Source organism: Streptomyces sp. RK62, assembly GCF_018070255.1.
In the GTDB taxonomy this organism is placed as follows: Bacteria; Actinomycetota; Actinomycetes; order Streptomycetales; family Streptomycetaceae; genus Streptomyces; species Streptomyces nigra.
The window spans coordinates 401,073-420,697 of sequence record NZ_JAGPYD010000001.1 but is presented as its reverse complement, the minus strand read 5'-3'; the positions used below and the strand labels follow the sequence as shown (position 1 = coordinate 420,697).

Sequence of the window (19,625 nt, the reverse complement as noted above, 5' to 3'; positions counted from 1 at the left end):
GGCCCGTGTCTCAGGTGCGGGTCCAGCGCTGGTTGGAGCCGCCCGAGCAGGCGTAGAGCTGGATCCTGGCGCCGTTGCCGCTGCCGGCCGCGTCCAGGCAGCGGCCCGACTGGACGCCGACGATCGAACCGTCGGAGTTCAGCCGCCACTTCTGGTTGTCGCCGCCCCAGCAGCTGTAGATCTGGACCGAGGCGCCGTTGCCGGTGCCGGCGGCGTCCAGGCACTTGTTGCCGTAGACCCGGATCTCACCGGAGTCGGTCACGGCCCACTGCTGGTTGCTGTTGGAGTGGCAGTCGTACAGCTGGACGCCTGTGCCGTCGGTGGTGGAGGCGTTGGGGACGTCCAGGCAGCGGCCCGAGGCGACGCCCTTGATCTGGCCGCCGTCACCGGTCGGCGGGGGCGTGGTGGTGCCGCCGTTGAGCGCGTTGAGGACGGCGGAGTACGCGGCCTTCTTGCTGCCGTCGTTGTTGAACAGCAGCGGCGTGTCACTGGCGCGCCAGGAGTCGCTGTCGCGGACGCCCCAGACGGTGACGCCGAGGCAGCGGGAGACGGCCAGGCAGTCGTTGACCACGGCGGCGTATGTCGAGGACGAGGCGCCCTGGATGTCGAGCTCGGTGACGGCGACGTCGACGCCGAGGGCCGCGAAGTTCTGCAGCGTGGTGCGGAAGTTGCTGTCGTACGGGCTGCCGCTGTTGAAGTGCGACTGGAAGCCGACGCAGTCGATCGGCACGCCGCGCGACTTGAAGTCCTTGACCATGTTGTACATGGCCTGGGTCTTCGCCCAGTTCCAGTTCTCGACGTTGTAGTCGTTGTAGCAGAGCTTGGCGGACGGGTCGGCGGCGCGCGCGGTGCGGAAGGCGACCTCGATCCAGTCGTTGCCGGTGCGCTGGAGGTTGGAGTCGCGGCGGGCGCCCGAACTGCCGTCGGCGAAGGCCTCGTTCACGACGTCCCACTGGGCGATCTTGCCCTTGTAGTGGTTCATCACGCCGTTGATGTGGTCGATCATGGCCTGGCGCAGCGAGCTGCCGCTGAGGCTCTGCATCCAGCCGGGCTGCTGGGAGTGCCAGGCGAGGGTGTGGCCGCGGACCTCCTTGCCGTTCTGCACGGCCCAGTTGTAGACGCGGTCGGCCGAACTGAAGTTGAACTGGCCCCGGTTCGGCTCGGTGGCGTCGATCTTCATCTCGTTCTCGGCGGTCACCGAGTTGAACTCGCGGTTCGCGATCGAGGTGTACGTCGAGTCGCCGAGCTTGCCCGAGGCGATGGCGACGCCGAAGTAGCGGCCGCTCTGCGCCGCGGCGGCGCCGAGGGTGCTCTCGGCGGCGTCCGCGTTCGTGGGCGGGACGAGTGCGGCCGTCAGCCCGAGGACGCCGGCGGCCAGCGCCAGCAGCGGGGTTCGGAGCTTCTGACGGACGGCGGCTCTGGGAAGGGCTTGGATGCCCATGGGGGGTGCCTCCTTAGCGGTTCTCACGGAACGACCGAAGAGCAGGGGAAACCGAGGAGCGGACGTGCTGGGGGGCGGAGCGGCCTGGGCCGGTCGGCGGGGCGGTCCACGGCGGCTGGTGCGGGGATCCGGTGGTGCGGCTCGGACCTCGGGAACCGAGGTGTTCGATATTTCGCTCCTCGGTCGGTTGCCCAGACAGATCATTGGGGGCTTGACAGTGAATCGTCAACCCATGCGGCATGGATTTTTTCCGACTGTCAAACGAAAGTTTCGCCCCTGACTTTCCGTCGACTATCGCCCTTTCGTACGCGCGGCGAACAGCCCTCGCCCCATGGGCGCCGGGTCGCGACCGGACTCCCCCACCTCCTGGTCAGAGCACCCAACTCCCGCTTCGACACCGGTGATCCGGCGGCCCGGGGGCCGCCTCCGAGCATGGCCGCCCCCGCACCTCCAGACCCACGAACGCGACAGCGTTTTGCAGCCAGATCGGCGAAACACCTTGACCGCGGAGCGTCGCATTCCTAGCTTGTGGCGCCGGAGATCCTGGGAGCGTTCGAAAGTTTCGAATCGTTTGCGCGCTCCCGCACCATGGCTCGGCGGTTCGTCGGCGGCATCCCCACTTCCCCCCTCAAGGAGGCTCTCCGATGTGGTCACGCATCCTGCCCGCGGTGCGCCCGAGACGCCTGCTCGGCGTCCTGGCGCCCTTGTTGCTGCTGACGGCGTTTCTCGGCGCTGAGCCGGCCGCGGCGGCGACCGTCGACACGAACGCCTGGTACGTCCTGGTCAACCGCAACAGCGGCAAGGCGCTCGACGTGTACAACCTGGCCACGAACGACGGCGCCCGGATCACCCAGTGGTCGAGGAACGACCAGAACCAGCAGCAGTGGCGCTTCATCGACTCCGGCAACGGCTCCTACCGCATCGCCTCGCGCCACTCCGGCAAGGTGCTGGACGTCTACAACTGGTCGACCGCGAACGGCGGTTCGATCGTCCAGTGGTCCGACCTGAACGCCGCCAACCAGCAGTGGCGGCTGGCCGACAGCTCGGACGGCTACGTACGCCTCGTCTCGCTCCACAGCGGCAAGGCCCTCGAGGTGCAGGGCGCCTCCACCGCCGACAACGCGAACATCGTCCAGTACGACGACTGGGGCGGGGCCAACCAGCAGTGGCAGCTCGTCAAGGTCGGCTCGGACAGCGGGGGCGGTGATCCCGGCGATCCCGATTCCTGCGACCTGCCGTCCAGCTACCGCTGGAACTCGACCGGCGCACTGGCCCAGCCCCGGCAGGGATGGGTCTCGCTGAAGGACTTCACCGTCGCCCCCTACAACGGCAAGCAGCTCGTCTACGCGACCACGCACGACACCGGGACCCGCTGGGGTTCGATGAACTTCGGTCTGTTCGGGGCCTGGTCGGAGATGGGCTCGGCGAGCCAGAACGCGATGAACAGCTCCACGGTCGCCCCCAGCCTCTTCTACTTCGCGCCGAAGAACATCTGGGTGCTGGCGTACCAGTGGGGCGGCACCGCCTTCTCCTACCGGACGTCGAGCGATCCCACCAACCCCAACGGCTGGTCGTCCGAGCAGGTGCTCTTCTCCGGGAGCATCTCCGGCTCCAACACGGGACCCATCGACCAGACGCTCATCGGTGACGGCACGAACATGTACCTGTTCTTCGCCGGCGACAACGGCAAGATCTACCGGGCGAGCATGCCGATCGGGAACTTCCCCGGCAGCTTCGGCTCGACCTCGACCGTGGTCATGAGCGACACGACGAACAACCTGTTCGAGGCGCCGCAGGTCTACAAGCTCCAGGGCCAGAACCGCTACCTCATGATCGTCGAGGCGATCGGCTCACAGGGCCGGTACTTCCGGTCCTTCACCGCCACCAGTCTCAGCGGCTCCTGGACCCCGCAGGCCGCCACCGAGAGCAACCCCTTCGCCGGCAAGGCCAACAGCGGCGCCACCTGGACGAACGACATCAGCCACGGCGAGCTGCTGCGCACCAGCGCCGACCAGACGATGACCGTCGACCCCTGCCATCTGCAGCTGCTCTACCAGGGCCGCAGCCCGAACTCCGGAGGTGACTACGGCCTGCTGCCCTACCGCCCGGGCCTGCTGACCTTGCAGCGCTGAGAAAGCCCTCTCCGAGAGGGAAGGCGGTGCGGCGGGTCCGGTGTCAGGCCGGGCCCGCCGCACCGTCCTGGGGAGCGAGGCAGCGGCGGACCAGGTCCAGCGTGCGCTCCGTGACCGTGTCGAGGGGAGCGCCGAGGCCGGCCCGGGCACCGACGGCCGCCGGGGCGCCGGCCCGGCGCCCGTGTCAGGACAGCCCGCCGTCGACCATGCGCGTGCCCCGCGGCCGGGCGAAGATCAGCGACTCGAGCGCGTCGGCCGCGAGCCCGGCGTACCGGTCGAAGTCGGTGTCGTCGCCGGCGGCCGCAGCCACGCGGAAGGCGTCGGTGAGCGCCCGGCCCATGACGGCGATGTCGTGCGCGAGTTCCGCCGCCACCTCGTCCGGCACCCCCTGGAGGGAGGAGCGCAATGAAGTCCGGTGCGAATTCTTGTACTTGATCACTTCGATCACCACGGTGTGTGAAGCTTCCCCCATGGAATCCTCGGAATCTTCGCCTGCCGACGTCGTGGCCAGGCTGCAGACCGACCGCCCGCACTCGGCGCGGGTGTGGAACTACCTGCTCGGCGGCAAGGACAACTACCCCGTCGACAGCGAGGTCGGGGACGTCATCCTGTCGACGTTCCCCGAATTCGCCGCCGTCGCCCGGCTGCAACGGCGGTTCCTCGCGCGTGCCGTGCGCTTCCTGGTGCGGGAGGCCGGCGTCCGGCAGTTCCTGGACATCGGGACGGGCCTGCCCACCGCGGACAACACGCACGAGCTGGCCCAGCGCATCGCGCCCGAGAGCCGCATCGTGTACGTGGACAACGACCCGCTCGTCCTGGTGCACGCCGAAGCGCTGCTCACCAGCAGCGAGGAGGGGGCCTGCGCCTACGTCGACGCGGACGTCCGCGACCCCGAGCGGATCCTGGCCCAGGCCGCCAATACGCTCGACTTCAGCCGCCCGGTCGCCCTCACCCTGCTGGGCATCATGGGGCAGATCTCGGACGACGACCGGCCGGGTGACCTGGTGAGCGCCCTGCTGGCGGGGCTGCCCGCGGGCAGCTGGCTGGCGCTGAGCGACGGCACGAACACCAACGAGGCGCTGAACACGGCGGTCGCGGCGTACAACCACCAGTCGGCGAACACCTACCACCTCCGGTCGCCGCAGGAGATCTCCTCCTACTTCGACGGCCTGGACCTGGTCGAGCCAGGGGTCGTCGCCACGGCCTCCTGGCGCCCGGACCCGGACGCGCCCGAGACGGACGCGCCCGATGTCTCCGTCGCCGGGGTCGCGGCCAAGCACTGATCGGACGGACAGCGAGTCCGAAGAAAGAAAGAGGGGCGCCGGCCACAGGCCGACGCCCCTCCGCGCTTCACCTCGGCGGGATCAGCCGCCGCTCTTGCGGCGGAACGACCGCTGGCTCGCGGCCGGGCCGTGGGCCGACCGCACCTTCGACGCGTTCGCGTGCCCGGCGGCCTCGGCCGCGTCGGCCTGCGCACCGTGCTTGCGCGCCAGGGCCTCACGGAACTTGCGCTTCAGGTCGTAGGCGCCGTCGGCGTCCGGCGTCAGGGAGGACTTCTCGGCGTCGGCCGGTTCCGAACCTTCCGTGGCGGGCTGCTCTGCGGTCATGGTGACCTCCTGGGTTCGGGGGGACGGGCGAGCCCAGCTTGTCATGCCGGGACACCCCGAGGTGCGCTCCCCTGGCCGGACGAGGCCATGCCCCGTCATTCCGGCCACACAGCAGGGGCGTTCAGGTCACCGGGCCCCGTAGCGGCCGCCGACGAGCCCGCGCATCACCGCGACGACGTACGAGCGGTGCGGCACCCCGGGCCGTCTCCGGGCTGCGTCCGCCCGGTGACCTGGTCCGGCGGCCGTCCGGGCAGTGCGCCGCCACGTTTCATCTCCGACCCGCCGGGTCACCCGGCGCTGGCGGGCGCCCCGCCCGGGAACTGCGCGAGGCGGGCGCGACCGGCGTCGAGACGTTGGTGGCGGATCTCGCGAACCCTGCCGACCTGGCCCGCGTGGCGGAACGGGCATCCGCCTCCGACGTGGACCTGCTGGTGAACAACGCCGGCATCAACGGCTACGGACCGTTCACCGAGGTCGACGCCGACCTCCTCGACCGCGTACTGGCCGTGAACGTCGTGGCCCTGACGGCGCTGACCCGTGCCGCGGTGCCGGGCATGCCGGCGCGCGGCCGGGGCGCCGTGATCAACGTGGCGTCACTCCTGGCGTTCGCCGGCGATCTGGAGGCGGTGACCCGCCTGGCGACGGCGGAACTGGACCTGCGCCGGGGGTCGGGCGGGCGGGTGGCAGCGCGCTATCGGGAAGCAGGTGCGGAAGCGCGCGAGGCTTCCTAGCCCCAACCTCCCGTGACCACTCGGCCGCTCACGGCTTCCGCCATGGCACCTCATAGCGTACGAGCGCCCGGGCGAAGGGCTCGCCCGTGCGGCGGGCGTACGTCAGGCGCGCGCGTACCTCCCGCAGGGTGCGCGGCCGGTATCCCGGCCCGCCGCAGCAGCTCTTGTGGAAGCCGACGCCCGCGTTGAGCAGAACGCTGAGCACGCGCCACGCGTCACGGTCGCGGCGCGGCGGCGGGGCGAAGGCCGATCCCGCGTGGATCAGCGGCCTGGCGCAGCGCGGGCAGATCCGCTGAGGCCGGTCCCGGTCGTAGGGCTGCTTGTACGAGGCCCTGCAGGGGAGGCATACGAAGGCGGTTTTGCCGTGGGACATGCCGTCAGGGTAGGCGCCTCCACCTGACGTACTCGACAGGTTTTCGGGCCGGCGACCCGCGTCAGGAGGGGAGTCGCCACAACGCTCAACTCCCTTTGACGCGGTGCAAGTTCTTTCATCCGCCTTGCAACGGTGTTACGTTCAACGGCACTTCCGGTCCGGCGGGCCGGAGGGACGGGGCGCCTCCGTACCCTTACGCGCCCGGCCCGCCGGACCGGTTGCCGCGTCGATGACCTCGGCGGGTCAAGGCCCCTGTGCCGGATCCCTTTACGGCGATGTCATGCACAGGTAACCTCCCAGCGCCTGCAAGACGTTGCTGAAGCTTTCAGCGGCCTCACGGCATCTGCAGGTACCCATGCATCGGGATTCCGAGGCGCGTCGGGTCTGCGGTGTGCGTCCACGAGGAGCGGTCACGCTCCCCTGACCTCACTGGAGACGCACATGAGACGACGTCACCGGCCGCACGTCCGCGGCTGGACCGCCGGCGCCCTGTCGGCGGGACTCCTCGCCCTGGCCGCCGTCACCCCTGAACCGGCGGTCACGGCCCTCGCGGAGACGGCCGCCACCGCCGACAACACCGCCACCGTCTTCTACTCCACCAAGACCCGCAACTGGTCCACGACCTACCTCCACTACGCCCCCGACGGCGGTTCCTGGACGACCGTGCCCGGCACCCGTATGGAGGCCGCCTGCGCGGACTGGGTGAAGCTGACCGTCGGCCTCGGTTCCGCCACCGGGCTGCAGGCCACCTTCAACGACGGCTCCGGCACCTGGGACAACAACTCCGGCCGCAACTACGCCCTCGGCACGGGGAACATCACCGTCAAGGACGGTGTGATCGCCCACTCCGACCCCTGCGCCGGCGGCGGGGAGCCGGGTGACGGCAACCAGGCGACCGTCTACTACTCCACCCGCACCCTCGGCTGGACCACCGCCAACCTCCACTACCAGCCGTCCGGCGGCACGTGGACGACCGTTCCCGGCGTCGGTATGCAGGCCGCGTGCACGGGCTGGTGGCGGAAGGACGTCGACCTCGGGACGGCCACCTCCATGAAGGCGGCGTTCAACAACGGCAATGGCGTCTGGGACAACAACGGCGGCGCCGACTACACCCTGCCCACCGGTGTCACCACGGTCGCCGAGAACAAGGTCACCCCGGACGCGGACGACCCCTGTGCCGACGAGGCGCCCGATACGCAGGCCCCGACCGCGCCCACCGGAGTGACCGCCCGTGCCGACGGCGTCTCCGTCGTCCTCACCTGGGAGCCGTCCACCGACGACACGGGGGTCACCGGGTACCAGGTCACCCGTACCGGCGGCACCCGGGGCGAGGTCGTGTCCGACGTCGGGTCCACCGTCTTCTCCGACACAGGGCTCGAGGAGAACACCGCCTACTCCTACACCGTCCGGGCCGCGGACGCCGCCGGCAACGTCTCCGCGGCCTCGCCCGCCGCGAGGGCCACCACCGGCACCAAGCCCTCAACTCCCGCCACCGGCACGCCCCTCGGCACCGACCCGCGCAAGGACCCCATCTACTTCGTCCTCACCGCCCGCTTCAACGACGGCGACCCCGCCAACAACCGCGGCGGCAGCCAGCACGTGAAATCCGGCAACGCGGCCAACGACGACCCGATGTTCCGCGGTGACTTCAAGGGGCTGGTCGAAAAGCTCGACTACATCAAGGGGCTCGGCTTCTCCGCCGTCTGGATCACCCCGGTCGTCCTCAACCGCTCCGACTACGACTACCACGGCTACCACGGCTGGGACTTCTACAAGGTCGACCCGCGCCTTGAGTCCGCCGGGGCCTCCTACCAGGACCTCATCGACGCGGCCCACGCCAAGGGCATGAAGATCTACCAGGACGTCGTCTACAACCACTCCTCCCGCTGGGGCGCCAAGGGCCTCTTCACGCCGACCGTGTACGGGGTGCGGGACGCGCAGTGGAGTTGGTACTACGACGAGAAGCAGGCCGGGTTCGAGTACGACGGGCTCACCGTCGAGCCCAAGAGCGGCAAGTCGTACTACAACGGCGACCTGTGGTCGACGGCCGAGCCGTCCGGCAACACATGCCTCAACTGGGGCGTCCTCACGGGCGGAAAGAGCCCGGAGGGCTACACGCTCTACAACTGCCAGTGGCCCAGCCCGACGTCCGGCATGTTCCCCAAGGCGCTCTACCACCAGTGCTGGATCGGCAACTGGGAGGGCGAGGACTCCCGTTCCTGCTGGCTGCACGAGGACCTGGCCGACTTCAACACGGAGAACGCGCAGGTGCAGAACTACCTCATCGGCGCCTACGACAAGTACATCGACATGGGCGTCGACGGCTTCCGTGTCGACACCGCCGTCCACATCCCGCGCACCACCTGGAACCGCCGCTTCCTGCCCGCCATCCAGGAACGGGTCGCTCAACGACACGGCACCGAAGCCGCCCGCAATTTCTTCGTCTTCGGCGAGGTCGCCGCCTTCGTGAACGACAAGTGGAACCGGGGCTCGGTCAACCACTCCGCGCAGTTCTACACATGGAAGGAGCGCAAGGAGTACAGCGCCGACGACGCGAAGGCGGCGCTGGAGATGTACGACTACGAACAGCAACAGGGCACCGGCAACCAGCCCACATCCACGAACGCGTTCCTGGACGGCAACAGCTACCACGCCCCCGACCACAGCCGCGCCTCCGGCATGAACGTCATCGACATGCGGATGCACATGAACTTCGGCGACGCGAGCAACGCCTTCCACAACGGCAGGGACTCGGACGACAGTTACAACGACGCCACGTACAACGTGGTCTACGTCGACAGCCACGACTACGGACCCAACAAGAGCAGCGAGCGCTACACGGGCGGCACCGACGCCTGGGCCGAGAACATGTCCCTGATGTGGACCTTCCGGGGCATCCCCACCCTCTATTACGGCTCGGAGATCGAGTTCCAGAAGGGGAAGAAGATCGACTGCGGTCCGAGCTGCCCGTTGGCCACGACCGGCCGGGCGTACTACGGCGCCCACCTCGCCGGCGAGGTGAAGGCGTCCGGCTTCTCGCAGATCGAGTCCGCGTCCGGAACAGTCGCCACCACGCTCCAACAGCCCCTGGCCAAGCACGTCCAGCGACTCAACCAGATCCGCCGAGCCGTCCCGGCACTGCAGATGGGCCAGTACTCCACCGCCGGCATCAGCGGCGACATGGCCTTCAAACGCCGGTACACCAGCGGCGGCACCGACAGCTTCGCCCTCGTCACCGTCTCGGGCGGCGCCACCTTCACCGCCATCCCGAACGGCACCTACCGCGACGCGATCACCGGCGACACCCGCACGGTGACCACCGGCACCCTCACGGTGCCCGCCCCGGGCAAGGCCAACCTCCGCGTCTACGTCCTCGACGGCCCGGGCAGGATCGGAGTCGACGGGCCCTACCTGAAGTGAGCCGGGTGGCCGGCGGGGTCTCCCGCCGGCCACACCGCCCCGTCACTCCAGTGCGGTCGGTCGGCGCGCTGCACGCATGGCCTCCGATACGTCCGCCAGCGGGCGCAGGCGGTATGTGTAGGAGTAGTCCCGGTCGGCGAACAGCTTGTACTCGTCGTGGGTGTGGGCGCCCCAGCTGTTGTCGCCGCCGACGCCCATCTGGCGGTGGGCGATGCGCAGGACGACCTCGTCGCGCGGAGTCAGCTGGTAGGCGTGGCGGACGCCGGTCGAGAGGTCCTCGGGGGTGAAGTGCGAGGCGTTGACCTCGACGAGGGGTTCGCCGGTGACGAGGAGGCCCGGGCCGTGGCCGCCGGTGAGGGCGATCCAGCGGACGTCGGTCCGGTTGCCGTTCTCCTGCGGGCGCAGATAGGGGGTGCCCTGGCCGGAGACGGTGCCCGAGTGGAGGCCGACGTCGGTGGCGTGGCTGCGGTCCCAGTGGTTCTCCTCGGGGCCGCGGCCGTAGTACCGCAGCTTCTCCAGCCGGGCGGGCAGGAGAAGCAGGGTGCCGACCTCCGGGATGTACGGCAGGGCGGCCGCGCCCGGGTGCAGGGTGTTGTCGACCTTGATCTCGCCGTTGCCGAAGACCGTGTAGGTGGTCGTGTAGGTCGAGGGCGTTGTCGTGGGCAGGGTGCCGGTCACCTTGATCTGCAGCGCTCGGTCCTGCACCGTGCGCACGGTCACGTCCGTGACCTCGCGGCGGGCGCCCGCGTCGCGCCAGGTCTGGTTGCGGGTGTGCTGGCCGTTGCCGCGGTCGTTGTCGGTGGGGGCGCGCCAGAAGTTCGGGGCGGGGCCGGAGACGATCAGCGGGGCGCCGTCCGCCTCGTAGGAGGTGATGACGCCGGTCGATTTGTCGATGGTGAGTGAGAAGCCGCGGCCCGTGGCCGAGATGGTCTTCTCGTCTTCTGTGTGGCGTACAGCGGGGACCTTCGCCAGCGGGACCGGGGTCACCTCGGGGGCGCCCGCGTCGACCGGGATCTGCTTCTTGGCGATCTCGAAGCCGGGGGCCGCCCATTTCGTGCGTTCCCGGGTCGTGAAGGAGAGGCGCAGGAAGTACTCGGTGCCGGGGGCCGGGGTGCGCGGTACCTCGAAGGGCACGGTGATGCTCTTGCTGGAGAGCGGGGCCACGTCCAGTTGGGACCGGCTCAGGCGGCCGTGCTGGACCACCTCGCCGTCGGCCAGCAGGTCCCAGCGGCCCTCGAAGGCGCGGAGGTTGGTGAACAGGTACTCGTTGGTGAGGGTGAGCGCGGCGCCGGGGGTGAGCGTGTCTCCGTCGGCGGGGGCGGCGTCGATGGCCTGGTAGACCTGCTTGACCTCGGCCGACTTGCCGGTGAGCTGCCGGTCGGCGGTGACGATGCCGTCCCCGGAGAACGCCCCGTCATTGGGGATGTCGCCCCAGTCGCCGCCGTACGCGAGGAACGTCTTCTCGCGGGGCCGGCGTTCGGTGACCTGGACGGTGGCCGCGTCGAACCAGAACCGTACGCCGTCGTCGCCGCTCCCCCTACCCCCATCGGCCAGTTCGGCGGTGCTGAGGGCGCGGGCGTACACGCGGGCCCGGCGTACGGTGCCGCTGAACTCGCGGGTCGGGTTGTCGACGTCGGTGCACAGGGAGAGCGGCGCGGTGTTGTTCGCGGGGCGGCGGGTCGTCGTGCGGGTGGCACGGACCTGTCCGTCTACGTACAGGGTGAGGGTGCCGGCGGTCGCTTCGAAGACGCCCGCGATGTGGTGTTCCCGGCCGGTCCAGTCGTCGGGGAGTGCCCAGTTCACCGTGACCCACTGGCCGTCGGCGTGGAGGAAGAACTCCAGGGTGCGGTCGGTCTGTTTGAGGGCGTACTGGGTGTCGCCCTTGGCGACGACCGGCTGGTGGCCGCCGGTGTGGCGGGGCGTGATCCACGCTTCCAGGGTGAGCGAGCCGGTGAGGTCGAGGCTCGCGTCGCGGGCGAAGACGGTGCCGCCGGAGACGCCCTCGGTGCGCGTGAACGTGCCTGCAGGGGCCATGAGTTGTCCCCGCAGGGCCGTCGGGCCGGATTCCGTGAACAGGGTGCGTACCGGGGTGGGCCAGGTCAGGGCCTGGTCGGCGAAGTCCCAGATCCAGCCGCCCTGCAGGACGTCGTGGCGGCGTACGACGTCCCAGTACTTCTTGAAGTTGCCGTTGGAGTTCCCCATGGCGTGGGAGTACTCGATCATCACGTACGGCCGCCGGTCGGCGGTGTCCGCGGCGCGGGCCTCGACGCGTGCGGGGCTCTCGTACATGGCGGAGCGGATGTCGCTGACGCCGGGCCGGTCGTCGCCCTCGTACTGGATGACGCGGGTGGGGTCGTAGGGGCGGATCCAGTCGTGCATGGCGCGGAAGGTGCTGCCGCCGCCGGCCTCGTTGCCGAGCGACCAGATGACCACGGAGGCGTGGTTCTTGTCGCGGTGGACCATGGCGCGGGCGCGGGCCACGCAGGCCGTCGTCCACTCGGGGTGGTCTCCGGGGTAGCGGTCGCGGATGCCGTGGGTCTCCAGGTTGGTCTCGTCGACGAGGTACAGGCCGTACTCGTCGGCGAGTTCGAGCCACTGGGGGTTGTTGGGGTAGTGCGAGGTGCGGACGCTGTTGATGTTCAGGCGCTTGATGATCTCGATGTCCCTGACCATGTCGGCGCGGGTGAGGGCCGAGCCGTGGACGGGGTGCATCTCGTGGCGGTTGGTGCCGCGGAAGGAGACCGGTCGGCCGTTGACGCGCATCAGGCCGTCCTTCAGCGCGAACTCCCGTACGCCGACTCGGTGGGAGAGGGTCTCGACCACCTTGCCCGCGGGGTCGCGCAGACGGAGCACGGCCGTGTAGAGGTACGGGTCCTCGGCGGACCAGAGGCGCGGGCGGGGTACGGACTTCGCGGCCTCCACGGTCTGTTCTCCGCCTGCGTCGACGGTGACGGTCTGCCGTAGCGGCCGTGTCCACACCGGGTGCCCGTCGGCGTCGTAGAGCTGGGTCTCCACGGTGTGCTCGGCGGCGCCCTGTCCGCCGTAGTCCCGCACGCTCGCGGTGACGGACAGCTCGGCCGCCGTGTAGCCGTCGCTCAGCGGTGTCGTGAGGCGGAAGTCGCGCAGGTGGACGGGCGGGGTGGAGTACAGGTACACGGACCGGAAGATGCCGCTGAGGCGGATCATGTCCTGGTCCTCGAGCCAGTCGCCGTCGGAGTAGCGGTAGACCTCGACGGCGATCTGGTTGGCGCCCGGCTTCAGATACGGCGTGATGTCGTACTCGGCGGGGTCGTAGGAGTCCTCGTGGTAGCCGACGAGCTTGCCGTTGATCCATACGTAGTGGGCGGACTTGACGCCCTCGAAGTGCAGGAACGTACGGCGTCCCGTCCAGTCGCGGGGGACGGTGAAGGTGCGCCGGTACTGGCCCACCGGGTTGTAACGGGTGGGGGCGGCGGGTGGCTGCGCGTCCTCGCCGAGGCCGTTGGGGCCCCACCAGGGGTAGGTGATGTTGACGTAGATCGGCCGGTCGTAGCCGTGCAGTTGCCAGGCCGACGGGACGGGGATCGTGTCCCAGTCGCGGTCGTCGAGGTCGGTGCGGTGGAAGTCGGTGTCCCGGTCCTCGGGCCGCTCGGCGTGGGCGAACTTCCAGGTGCCGTCGAGGCTCAGCCGGTACGGCGACCTGGTGCGGTCGGCGGCGAGGGCCTGCCGGACGTCGGCGTACGGCATGAGCGTGGTGTGCGGGGGCTCGGCGCCGACCTGGAAGAGGCCCATGGCGCCGTTCCACTCCGGTGACTCGGCGTCGGCGCCGCCCCCGTCGGCCGCGTACGCCGCGGCGGAGGAGCCGGAGACGGTGAGCGCGCCGAGCAGGGCTGCGCCGCCCTCCAGCAGTCGGCGGCGGCTGACCGGGACACGGGACAGGGGCGACGGGCCGGCGGGAGTGGGGGGCGTGATCGGCATCGACGGCGGCCTTCCTCTGGACGACGGTGCGGCGCTGCACGGTGGTGAGGGAGCGTCAGATCATGTGCGGTGCTGTGGGGAAACCGAACGCACACTAGGTCGCGGACCCCGTGGAAGCAATGATGCTGTCGATGTCTGTTGGTTCCTGAGGGGTGTGTGCGCCGACCTTGGCCGAAAGCGGTTGCTGGAACTGGGTGCGGTACAGCTCGGCGTAACGCCCGTCGGCCGCCAACAGCTCCTCGTGCGTGCCGCGTTCGGCGATCCGGCCGTCCTCGACGACGAGGATGAGGTCCGCGGTGCGCACGGTGGACAGCCGGTGGGCGATGACGAGGGCCGTGCGTCCCTCCAGCGCCTCGGCGAGGGCCTCCTGGACCGCTGCCTCGGAGGTGTTGTCGAGGTGGGCGGTGGCCTCGTCGAGGACGACGACGCGCTGACCGGCCAGGAGCAGCCGGGCGATCGTCATGCGCTGCCGTTCGCCGCCGGACAGCCGGTAGCCGCGCTCGCCGACGACGGTGTCGAGGCCGTCGGGCAGGGAGCGGACGAGGGCGTCGAGGCGGGCGCGGCGCAGGGCGTCCCAGAGCAGGGTGTCGTCGGCGGAGGGGCGGGCCAGCAGCAGGTTGGCGCGGACGGTGTCGTGGAAGAGGTGGCCGTCCTGGGTGACCATGCCGAGTGTGGCGCGCAGCGACGGGGCGCTGAGGTCGCGCACGTCGACCCCGCCGATGCGCACGGCGCCCTCGTCGACGTCGTACAGACGCGGCAGGAGCTGGGCGATGGTGGATTTGCCGGCGCCGGACGAGCCGACCAGGGCGACGGTCTGGCCGGGTTCGGCGCGGAAGGAGACGCCGTGCAGGACCTCCTCGCCACCACGCGTGTCGAGGGTCGCGACCTCCTCCAGGGAGGCGAGGGAGACCTTGTCGGCGGCGGGGTAGGCGAAGCGCACGTCGTCGAACTCGACCGCGACCGGGCCCTCGGGGACGTCCCGTGCGTCGGGCTTCTCCTCGATGAGCGGCCGCAGGTCGAGCACTTCGAAGACGCGCTCGAAGCTGACGAGGGCGCTCATGACCTCGACCCGGGCGCCGGCGAGCGCGGTCAGCGGCGCGTACATCCGGGTCAGCAGCAGGGCGAGGGAGACGACGGCGCCGGCGTCGAGGGTCCCGCGCAGCGCGAACCAGCCGCCGAGGCCGTAGACGAGGGCGAGGGCCAGGGCGGAGACCAGGGTGAGCGCGGTGATGAACACGGACTGGGCGGTGGCCGTGCGCACGCCGATCTCGGCGACGCGGCGGGCGCGGGCGGCGAACTCCTCCGACTCCTGCTCCGGGCGTCCGAACAGCTTGACCAGGGTGGCGCCGGGCGCCGAGAACCGCTCGGTCATGCGGGTGCCCATGGCGGCGTTGAGCGTGGCGGCCTCCCGCTGCATCCGGGCCATGCGGCGGCCCATGCGCCGGGCCGGGATCACAAAGACGGGGAGGAGGACGAGGGAGAGCAGGGTGATCTGCCAGGACAGGGTGAGCATGACGGCGAGGGTGAGGACCAGGGTGACGAGGTTGCTGACCACGCCGGACAAGGTGTTGCTGAACGCGCGTTGGGCACCGATCACGTCGTTGTTGAGGCGGGAGACGAGCGCTCCGGTGCGGGTGCGGGTGAAGAAGGCGACCGGCATGCGCTGGACGTGGTCGAAGACGGCCGTCCGCAGATCGAGGATGAGGCCCTCCCCCAGCTGTGCCGACAGGCGTCGCCCGAGGATGCCGAGGGCGGCCTCGGCGACCGCGATGAGGGCGATCAGCAGCGCGAGCCGGACGACGGCGGCCTCGTCCCCGCCGCGGACGATGGTGTCGACGACATGCCCGGCGAGGACGGGGGTGGCGACGGCGAGCAGCGCGGTCAGCACCCCGAGGACGACGAAGAGCGCGATCCGGCGGCGGTGCGGGCGGGCGAAGGCGGCGATGCGGCGCAGCGTGACGCGACTGAAGGGGCGGCGTTCCCGTTCGGCGTTCATGACGCTGTGCAGCTGGGTCCAGGCGGTGGTTTCCATGCTCATAACGGGGAACCGTAGGACCTCGACCAATGTTGAGGTCAACGCCGACACAGGACGGGACGGGTGTGCGGGTCCCCGGTGGTAGGCGGCCGGAGGGCTCAGTACCGTACGAGATCCGTTGCCAGGGACAGGGAAAGGACCCCGCCATGCCGGTCCGCGTCGAGCGTCAGGGGCACGTCACCACCGTCGTCCTCTCCCGTCCGGAGGTGCGCAACGCCGTGGACGGGCCCACGGCCGCCGAGCTCGCCGCGGCGTTCCGGGAGTTCGAGGCGGACGACGGGGCGCGGGTGGCGGTGCTGTGGGGTGAGGGCGGCACGTTCTGCGCGGGCGCGGATCTGAAGGCGATGGGCACCGAGCGGGGCAACCGGGTCGCCGAGGACGGCGACGGCCCGATGGGGCCGACCCGGCTCAGGCTGTCGAAGCCGGTGATCGCGGCGATCTCGGGGCACGCCGTGGCGGGCGGGCTCGAACTGGCCCTGTGGTGCGATCTGCGGGTCGCCGAGGAGGACGCGGTGTTCGGGGTGTTCTGCCGCCGCTGGGGCGTCCCGCTGATCGACGGTGGCACGGTACGGCTGCCCCGGCTGATCGGCACGAGCCGCGCGATGGACCTGATCCTGACGGGGCGCCCGGTGCCGGCGGCGGAGGCCCACGCCATCGGACTGGCCAACCGGGTCGTGCCGGTGGGGCGGGCCCGCGCCGAGGCCGAGGAACTGGCCGCCGCGCTCGCCGCGTTCCCGCAGGAGTGCCTGCGGTCCGACCGTGCCTCGGTGCTCGACCAGGAGGGGCTCGACGAGGAGGCCGCGATGCGGGGTGAACTGCGGTACGGCACGGACGTGTTGGCGCGGGGCATGGAGGGCGCGGCCCGCTTCGCGGCGGGCGCCGGGCGGCACGGGTCGTTCACGGAGCACTGACGGGCACGGGCGTCGGGCGCGCGCCCCCGCGTGCCCACTGTGCGAGGGGCGTACCCCCTCGAAGGCGGCGGGCCTTCCGGGGAGAATGCCCGGAAACGGCCGGTGCGACCGCCGCCCGGCGCGAACTGGTGTGCGTGATACGGCAGGATGAGCCCGCGCGCCGGACACGGGGGACGGGGTGGACGGCGCGACGGCACATCGCGGAATCGAGCAGGGGACAACGTGACGACACCTCATATCGCGCCGTCTGGGACGGCGTTCGCCGCAGCCTTTCTCCCCGGGGGTGACCGGTGAACCGCACGCTCACGGTGGACGACCTGGTGATGGGCGGGATCGCGCTCACGGCGGGCCTGCTGGCGGCCCTCGCGCTGCGGGTCCTGTTCCGCTGGCTGCGCAAGCACGCCGACCGCACCCGCTGGAGCGGTGACGACCTGATCGTGGACGTGCTGCGGACCGTGGTGCCGTGGGCGGCGTTCCTCGGCGGCGCGGCCTCCGCGGGAGCGGCGCTGCCGCTCACCCGGACCGTGCAGCGGCACGTCAATCAGTCGCTGACGGTGGTGCTCATCTTCGTGGTGACGCTGGCGGCGGCGCGCGGGATCGCCGGGGTGATGCGGTCGGTCACACAGTCCCGCCCGGGGGTCGCCGGCTCGGCCACGATCTTCGTCAACATCACCCGGGTGCTGGTCCTGGCCATCGGGTTCCTGGTGGTGCTGCAGACGCTGGGCATCTCCATAGCGCCGATGCTGACCGCGCTGGGCGTCGGTGGTCTCGCGGTGGCGCTGGCCCTGCAGGACACCCTGGCCAACCTGTTCGCGGGCATCCACATCCTCGCCTCGAAGACCGTCCAGCCGGGCGACTACATCCGGCTCGCGAGCGGTGAGGAAGGCTATGTCGAGGACATCAACTGGCGCCAGACGACCGTCCGGGCGCTCTCGAACAACCTGATCGTCGTTCCCAACGGGGAGCTCGCCAGGACGAACATGACCAACTTCATGCGTCCCGAGCAGGAGTTGACGATCCTGGTCCAGGTCGGTGTGGCCTACGACAGCGATCTCGACCAGGTCGAGCGGGTGACCGCCGAGGTGGTCGCCGAGGTGATGAAGGACGTCGAGGGCGCGCTGCCGGACCATGAGCCAGTGATCCGCTTCCACACCTTCGGCGACTCGCGGATCGGCTTCACCGTGATCCTGGGCGTCGGCGAGTTCAGCGACCAGTACCGGATCAAGCACGAGTTCATCAAGCGGCTGCACCGGCGCTACCGCCGGGAGGGCATCCGCATCCCGGCGCCCACGCGGACGGTGGCGATCCAGCAGGGCACGGTGTCCATCCCGCAGCAGCGGGTGCCCGGGGAGGCGGACGAGATCGCTCCCGTCCGCCTCGACTGACCGGCGATTACCTACAGGGTGGCGGAGTTGTCGTGGCTCCGGGCCGTCGAGCGGCGGCCCGGGGCGAGCGAGGCGCTCACCGGCGTGACCGTCCAGTCCGGATGGCCGGGCATCCTCGGCGTCTTCGTGCCGTACAGCCAGTCGCGCAGGAAGCCGCTCAGGTCCCTGCCCGCGACCTCGGAGGCGACCGCGATGTAGTCGTCCGTGGACGCCGTGGCGTTGCGGTACCGGTCGAGGAAGGTGCGCTCCAGGGCGTTGAAGGTGTCCTCACCGACGAGGTTGCGCAGCGCGTACAGCACGAGGACGCCGCCGAGGTAGCGCTGGCTGTCGAAGAGATTGGCGGCGTTCGGGGCCGCGACCGGCCCGGAGTCGCGGCGCCACTGGTCGCCCTGGGCGTAGGTGTGCTTCATCCGGGCCTCCAGGGTGGTCAGCCCCAGGGAGTCGGCCCAGCCGCGCTCGTAGCGGTAGAGCAGGCCGTAGAAGTCGGCGTGGCCCTCGTTGATCCAGAGGTCGGCCCAGGTGGCGGGGCTGACGCTGTTGCCGAAGTAGGAGTGGACCAGCTCGTGCATCATGTGCGAGCCGATCTTGGACTCCTCCTGCAGGAGGTAGTTCGGCTTGTAGATCGTGAGGGTCTGGGTCTCCAGGCCGGTGAAGTCGAAGGCGTTCGGGGCGTCGGAGTTGCAGGGCAGCAGCCCGTACGTCTCGAAGGGGTACGCCCCGAGGCGGGCCTCCAGCCACTCGACCAGCCCCGGGGTCAGCGCGAGGGCCGGCTCCAGCGCGGCGGCACGGGCGACCGGGACGACGTCGCGCAGCGGCAGCCCGTGCGGGCCCTGCCGCTCCTTGACCACATAGTCGCCGACCGTGATCTGCACCAGCTCGGTGGCCATGGGCTCGCGCGAGCGGTACGTGTACGCCGTACGGCCGCCGGACAGCGTCTCGGTGCGGACGAGCAGGCCGCTCGCGACGCCGCGCAGACCGGCCGGGACGGTGAGGCGGAAGGTGAAGTCGGCCTTGTCCAGCGGGTGGTCGTTGCAGGGGAAGACGGTGTGGGCCAGGTTGGGCTGGCCGCAGACCGCGAACCCGTCCAGCGTGTCGACCCAGCCGGTGAGCGGCTGCGGGATCCGGCGCGGGTCCGCCGTGTACTCGACGCACACGGTCGTCCAGGTCTTGTCCGGCAGCGGCCGGGCGGGCGTCACACGCAGCTTCTCGGCCACCTGCTCGAACGTGGCCGTACGACCGCCGACGCGGACGGAGCGGATGTCCAGGCCGTGCGAGTCCAGGGAGAGGCGGGACAGCGCCTGGGTGGTGCGGATCCTCAGGGTGGCCTTCGCGTCGACCAGGCGGGTCGCGGCGTCGTAGGAGAAGTCCAGGTCGTACGTGGCGACGCGGTAGCCGTCGTTGCCCAGGGCCGGGTAGACGGGGTCGCCGAGGGTCTCAGGGCCCGGTGTGCCGGTCCTCTTCGTGGCCGCCGGCTCCCCCGCCGTCGGTGCGGCCTGGGCCGAGGGCGCGCCGGCCAGGGCCGCCGCGGTGCCGATGAGGGCGGCCGCGGGGGCCGTCACTCGGGTGCGATATCTCATGGTCCGCCTTCGCTCGGGCGGCCGGGTGGTCAAGACCGGCCGCCGTTCGGTGATCT

General features: G+C 70.6%; 13 protein-coding genes. 6 read left to right on the top strand and 7 right to left on the bottom strand.

What is annotated here, in order from left to right; all coding sequences use genetic code 11:
- Positions 1-10: 10 nt before the first annotated feature.
- The gene (locus tag KBY32_RS01775) at positions 11-1,441 is read right to left on the bottom strand and encodes an endo-1,4-beta-xylanase (RefSeq protein ID WP_055619031.1); all 1,431 of its coding nucleotides are present in this window, start codon (positions 1,439-1,441) and stop codon (positions 11-13) included.
- Positions 1,442-2,085: 644 nt separating this feature from the next.
- On the opposite strand from KBY32_RS01775, the gene KBY32_RS01770 reads away from it, so the two are divergent.
- Complete coding sequence (locus KBY32_RS01770; RefSeq protein ID WP_210978549.1) at positions 2,086-3,573, top strand: non-reducing end alpha-L-arabinofuranosidase family hydrolase; 1,488 nt, start codon at positions 2,086-2,088, stop codon at positions 3,571-3,573.
- Positions 3,574-3,757: 184 nt separating this feature from the next.
- Here KBY32_RS01770 and KBY32_RS01765 read toward each other — a convergent pair whose 3' ends face one another.
- Positions 3,758-4,045 carry a hypothetical protein gene (locus KBY32_RS01765; RefSeq protein ID WP_210978548.1) on the bottom strand — a complete coding sequence of 96 codons (288 nt, stop codon included), beginning with the start codon at positions 4,043-4,045 and terminating at the stop codon, positions 3,758-3,760.
- Between KBY32_RS01765 and KBY32_RS01760 the strand changes: the two genes are divergently transcribed.
- On the top strand, positions 4,044-4,856 hold the full coding sequence (locus KBY32_RS01760) for an SAM-dependent methyltransferase (RefSeq protein ID WP_210978547.1): 813 nt from the start codon (positions 4,044-4,046) through the stop codon (positions 4,854-4,856). The genes KBY32_RS01765 and KBY32_RS01760 overlap by 2 nt on opposite strands.
- An 81-nt stretch (positions 4,857-4,937) precedes the next feature.
- Here KBY32_RS01760 and KBY32_RS01755 read toward each other — a convergent pair whose 3' ends face one another.
- Positions 4,938-5,180, bottom strand: a complete 243-nt coding sequence (locus KBY32_RS01755; RefSeq protein ID WP_210978546.1) for a DUF5302 domain-containing protein — start codon at positions 5,178-5,180, stop codon at positions 4,938-4,940.
- A 38-nt stretch (positions 5,181-5,218) separates the two neighbouring features.
- Between KBY32_RS01755 and KBY32_RS35625 the strand changes: the two genes are divergently transcribed.
- A complete protein-coding gene (locus KBY32_RS35625) occupies positions 5,219-5,911 on the top strand; it encodes an SDR family oxidoreductase (protein WP_282107968.1) in 693 nt (230 codons plus the stop codon).
- A 28-nt stretch (positions 5,912-5,939) separates the two neighbouring features.
- Here KBY32_RS35625 and KBY32_RS01745 read toward each other — a convergent pair whose 3' ends face one another.
- The gene (locus tag KBY32_RS01745) at positions 5,940-6,284 is read right to left on the bottom strand and encodes a hypothetical protein (RefSeq protein WP_055619036.1); all 345 of its coding nucleotides are present in this window, start codon (positions 6,282-6,284) and stop codon (positions 5,940-5,942) included.
- A gap of 441 nt (positions 6,285-6,725) precedes the next feature.
- Between KBY32_RS01745 and KBY32_RS01740 the strand changes: the two genes are divergently transcribed.
- Entirely contained in the window at positions 6,726-9,704 is a 2,979-nt protein-coding gene (locus KBY32_RS01740) for a carbohydrate binding domain-containing protein (protein WP_210978545.1), read from the top strand.
- A gap of 42 nt (positions 9,705-9,746) precedes the next feature.
- Here the strand turns inward: KBY32_RS01740 and KBY32_RS01735 are convergent, their stop codons facing one another.
- Entirely contained in the window at positions 9,747-13,661 is a 3,915-nt protein-coding gene (locus tag KBY32_RS01735) for a glycoside hydrolase family 2 TIM barrel-domain containing protein (RefSeq protein ID WP_210978544.1), read from the bottom strand.
- A gap of 94 nt (positions 13,662-13,755) precedes the next feature.
- Positions 13,756-15,693 carry an ABC transporter ATP-binding protein gene (locus KBY32_RS01730; RefSeq protein ID WP_247688944.1) on the bottom strand — a complete coding sequence of 646 codons (1,938 nt, stop codon included), beginning with the start codon at positions 15,691-15,693 and terminating at the stop codon, positions 13,756-13,758.
- A 149-nt stretch (positions 15,694-15,842) separates the two neighbouring features.
- Between KBY32_RS01730 and KBY32_RS01725 the strand changes: the two genes are divergently transcribed.
- Positions 15,843-16,607 (top strand): crotonase/enoyl-CoA hydratase family protein, encoded by a 765-nt coding sequence (locus tag KBY32_RS01725; RefSeq protein ID WP_210978543.1) that lies wholly within the window; start codon positions 15,843-15,845, stop codon positions 16,605-16,607.
- Between the two features lie 290 nt (positions 16,608-16,897).
- On the top strand, positions 16,898-17,992 hold the full coding sequence (locus KBY32_RS01720) for a mechanosensitive ion channel family protein (RefSeq protein WP_055619041.1): 1,095 nt from the start codon (positions 16,898-16,900) through the stop codon (positions 17,990-17,992).
- Between the two features lie 11 nt (positions 17,993-18,003).
- Here the strand turns inward: KBY32_RS01720 and KBY32_RS01715 are convergent, their stop codons facing one another.
- Complete coding sequence (locus tag KBY32_RS01715; protein WP_055619042.1) at positions 18,004-19,569, bottom strand: M1 family metallopeptidase; 1,566 nt, start codon at positions 19,567-19,569, stop codon at positions 18,004-18,006.
- Positions 19,570-19,625 lie beyond the last annotated feature (56 nt).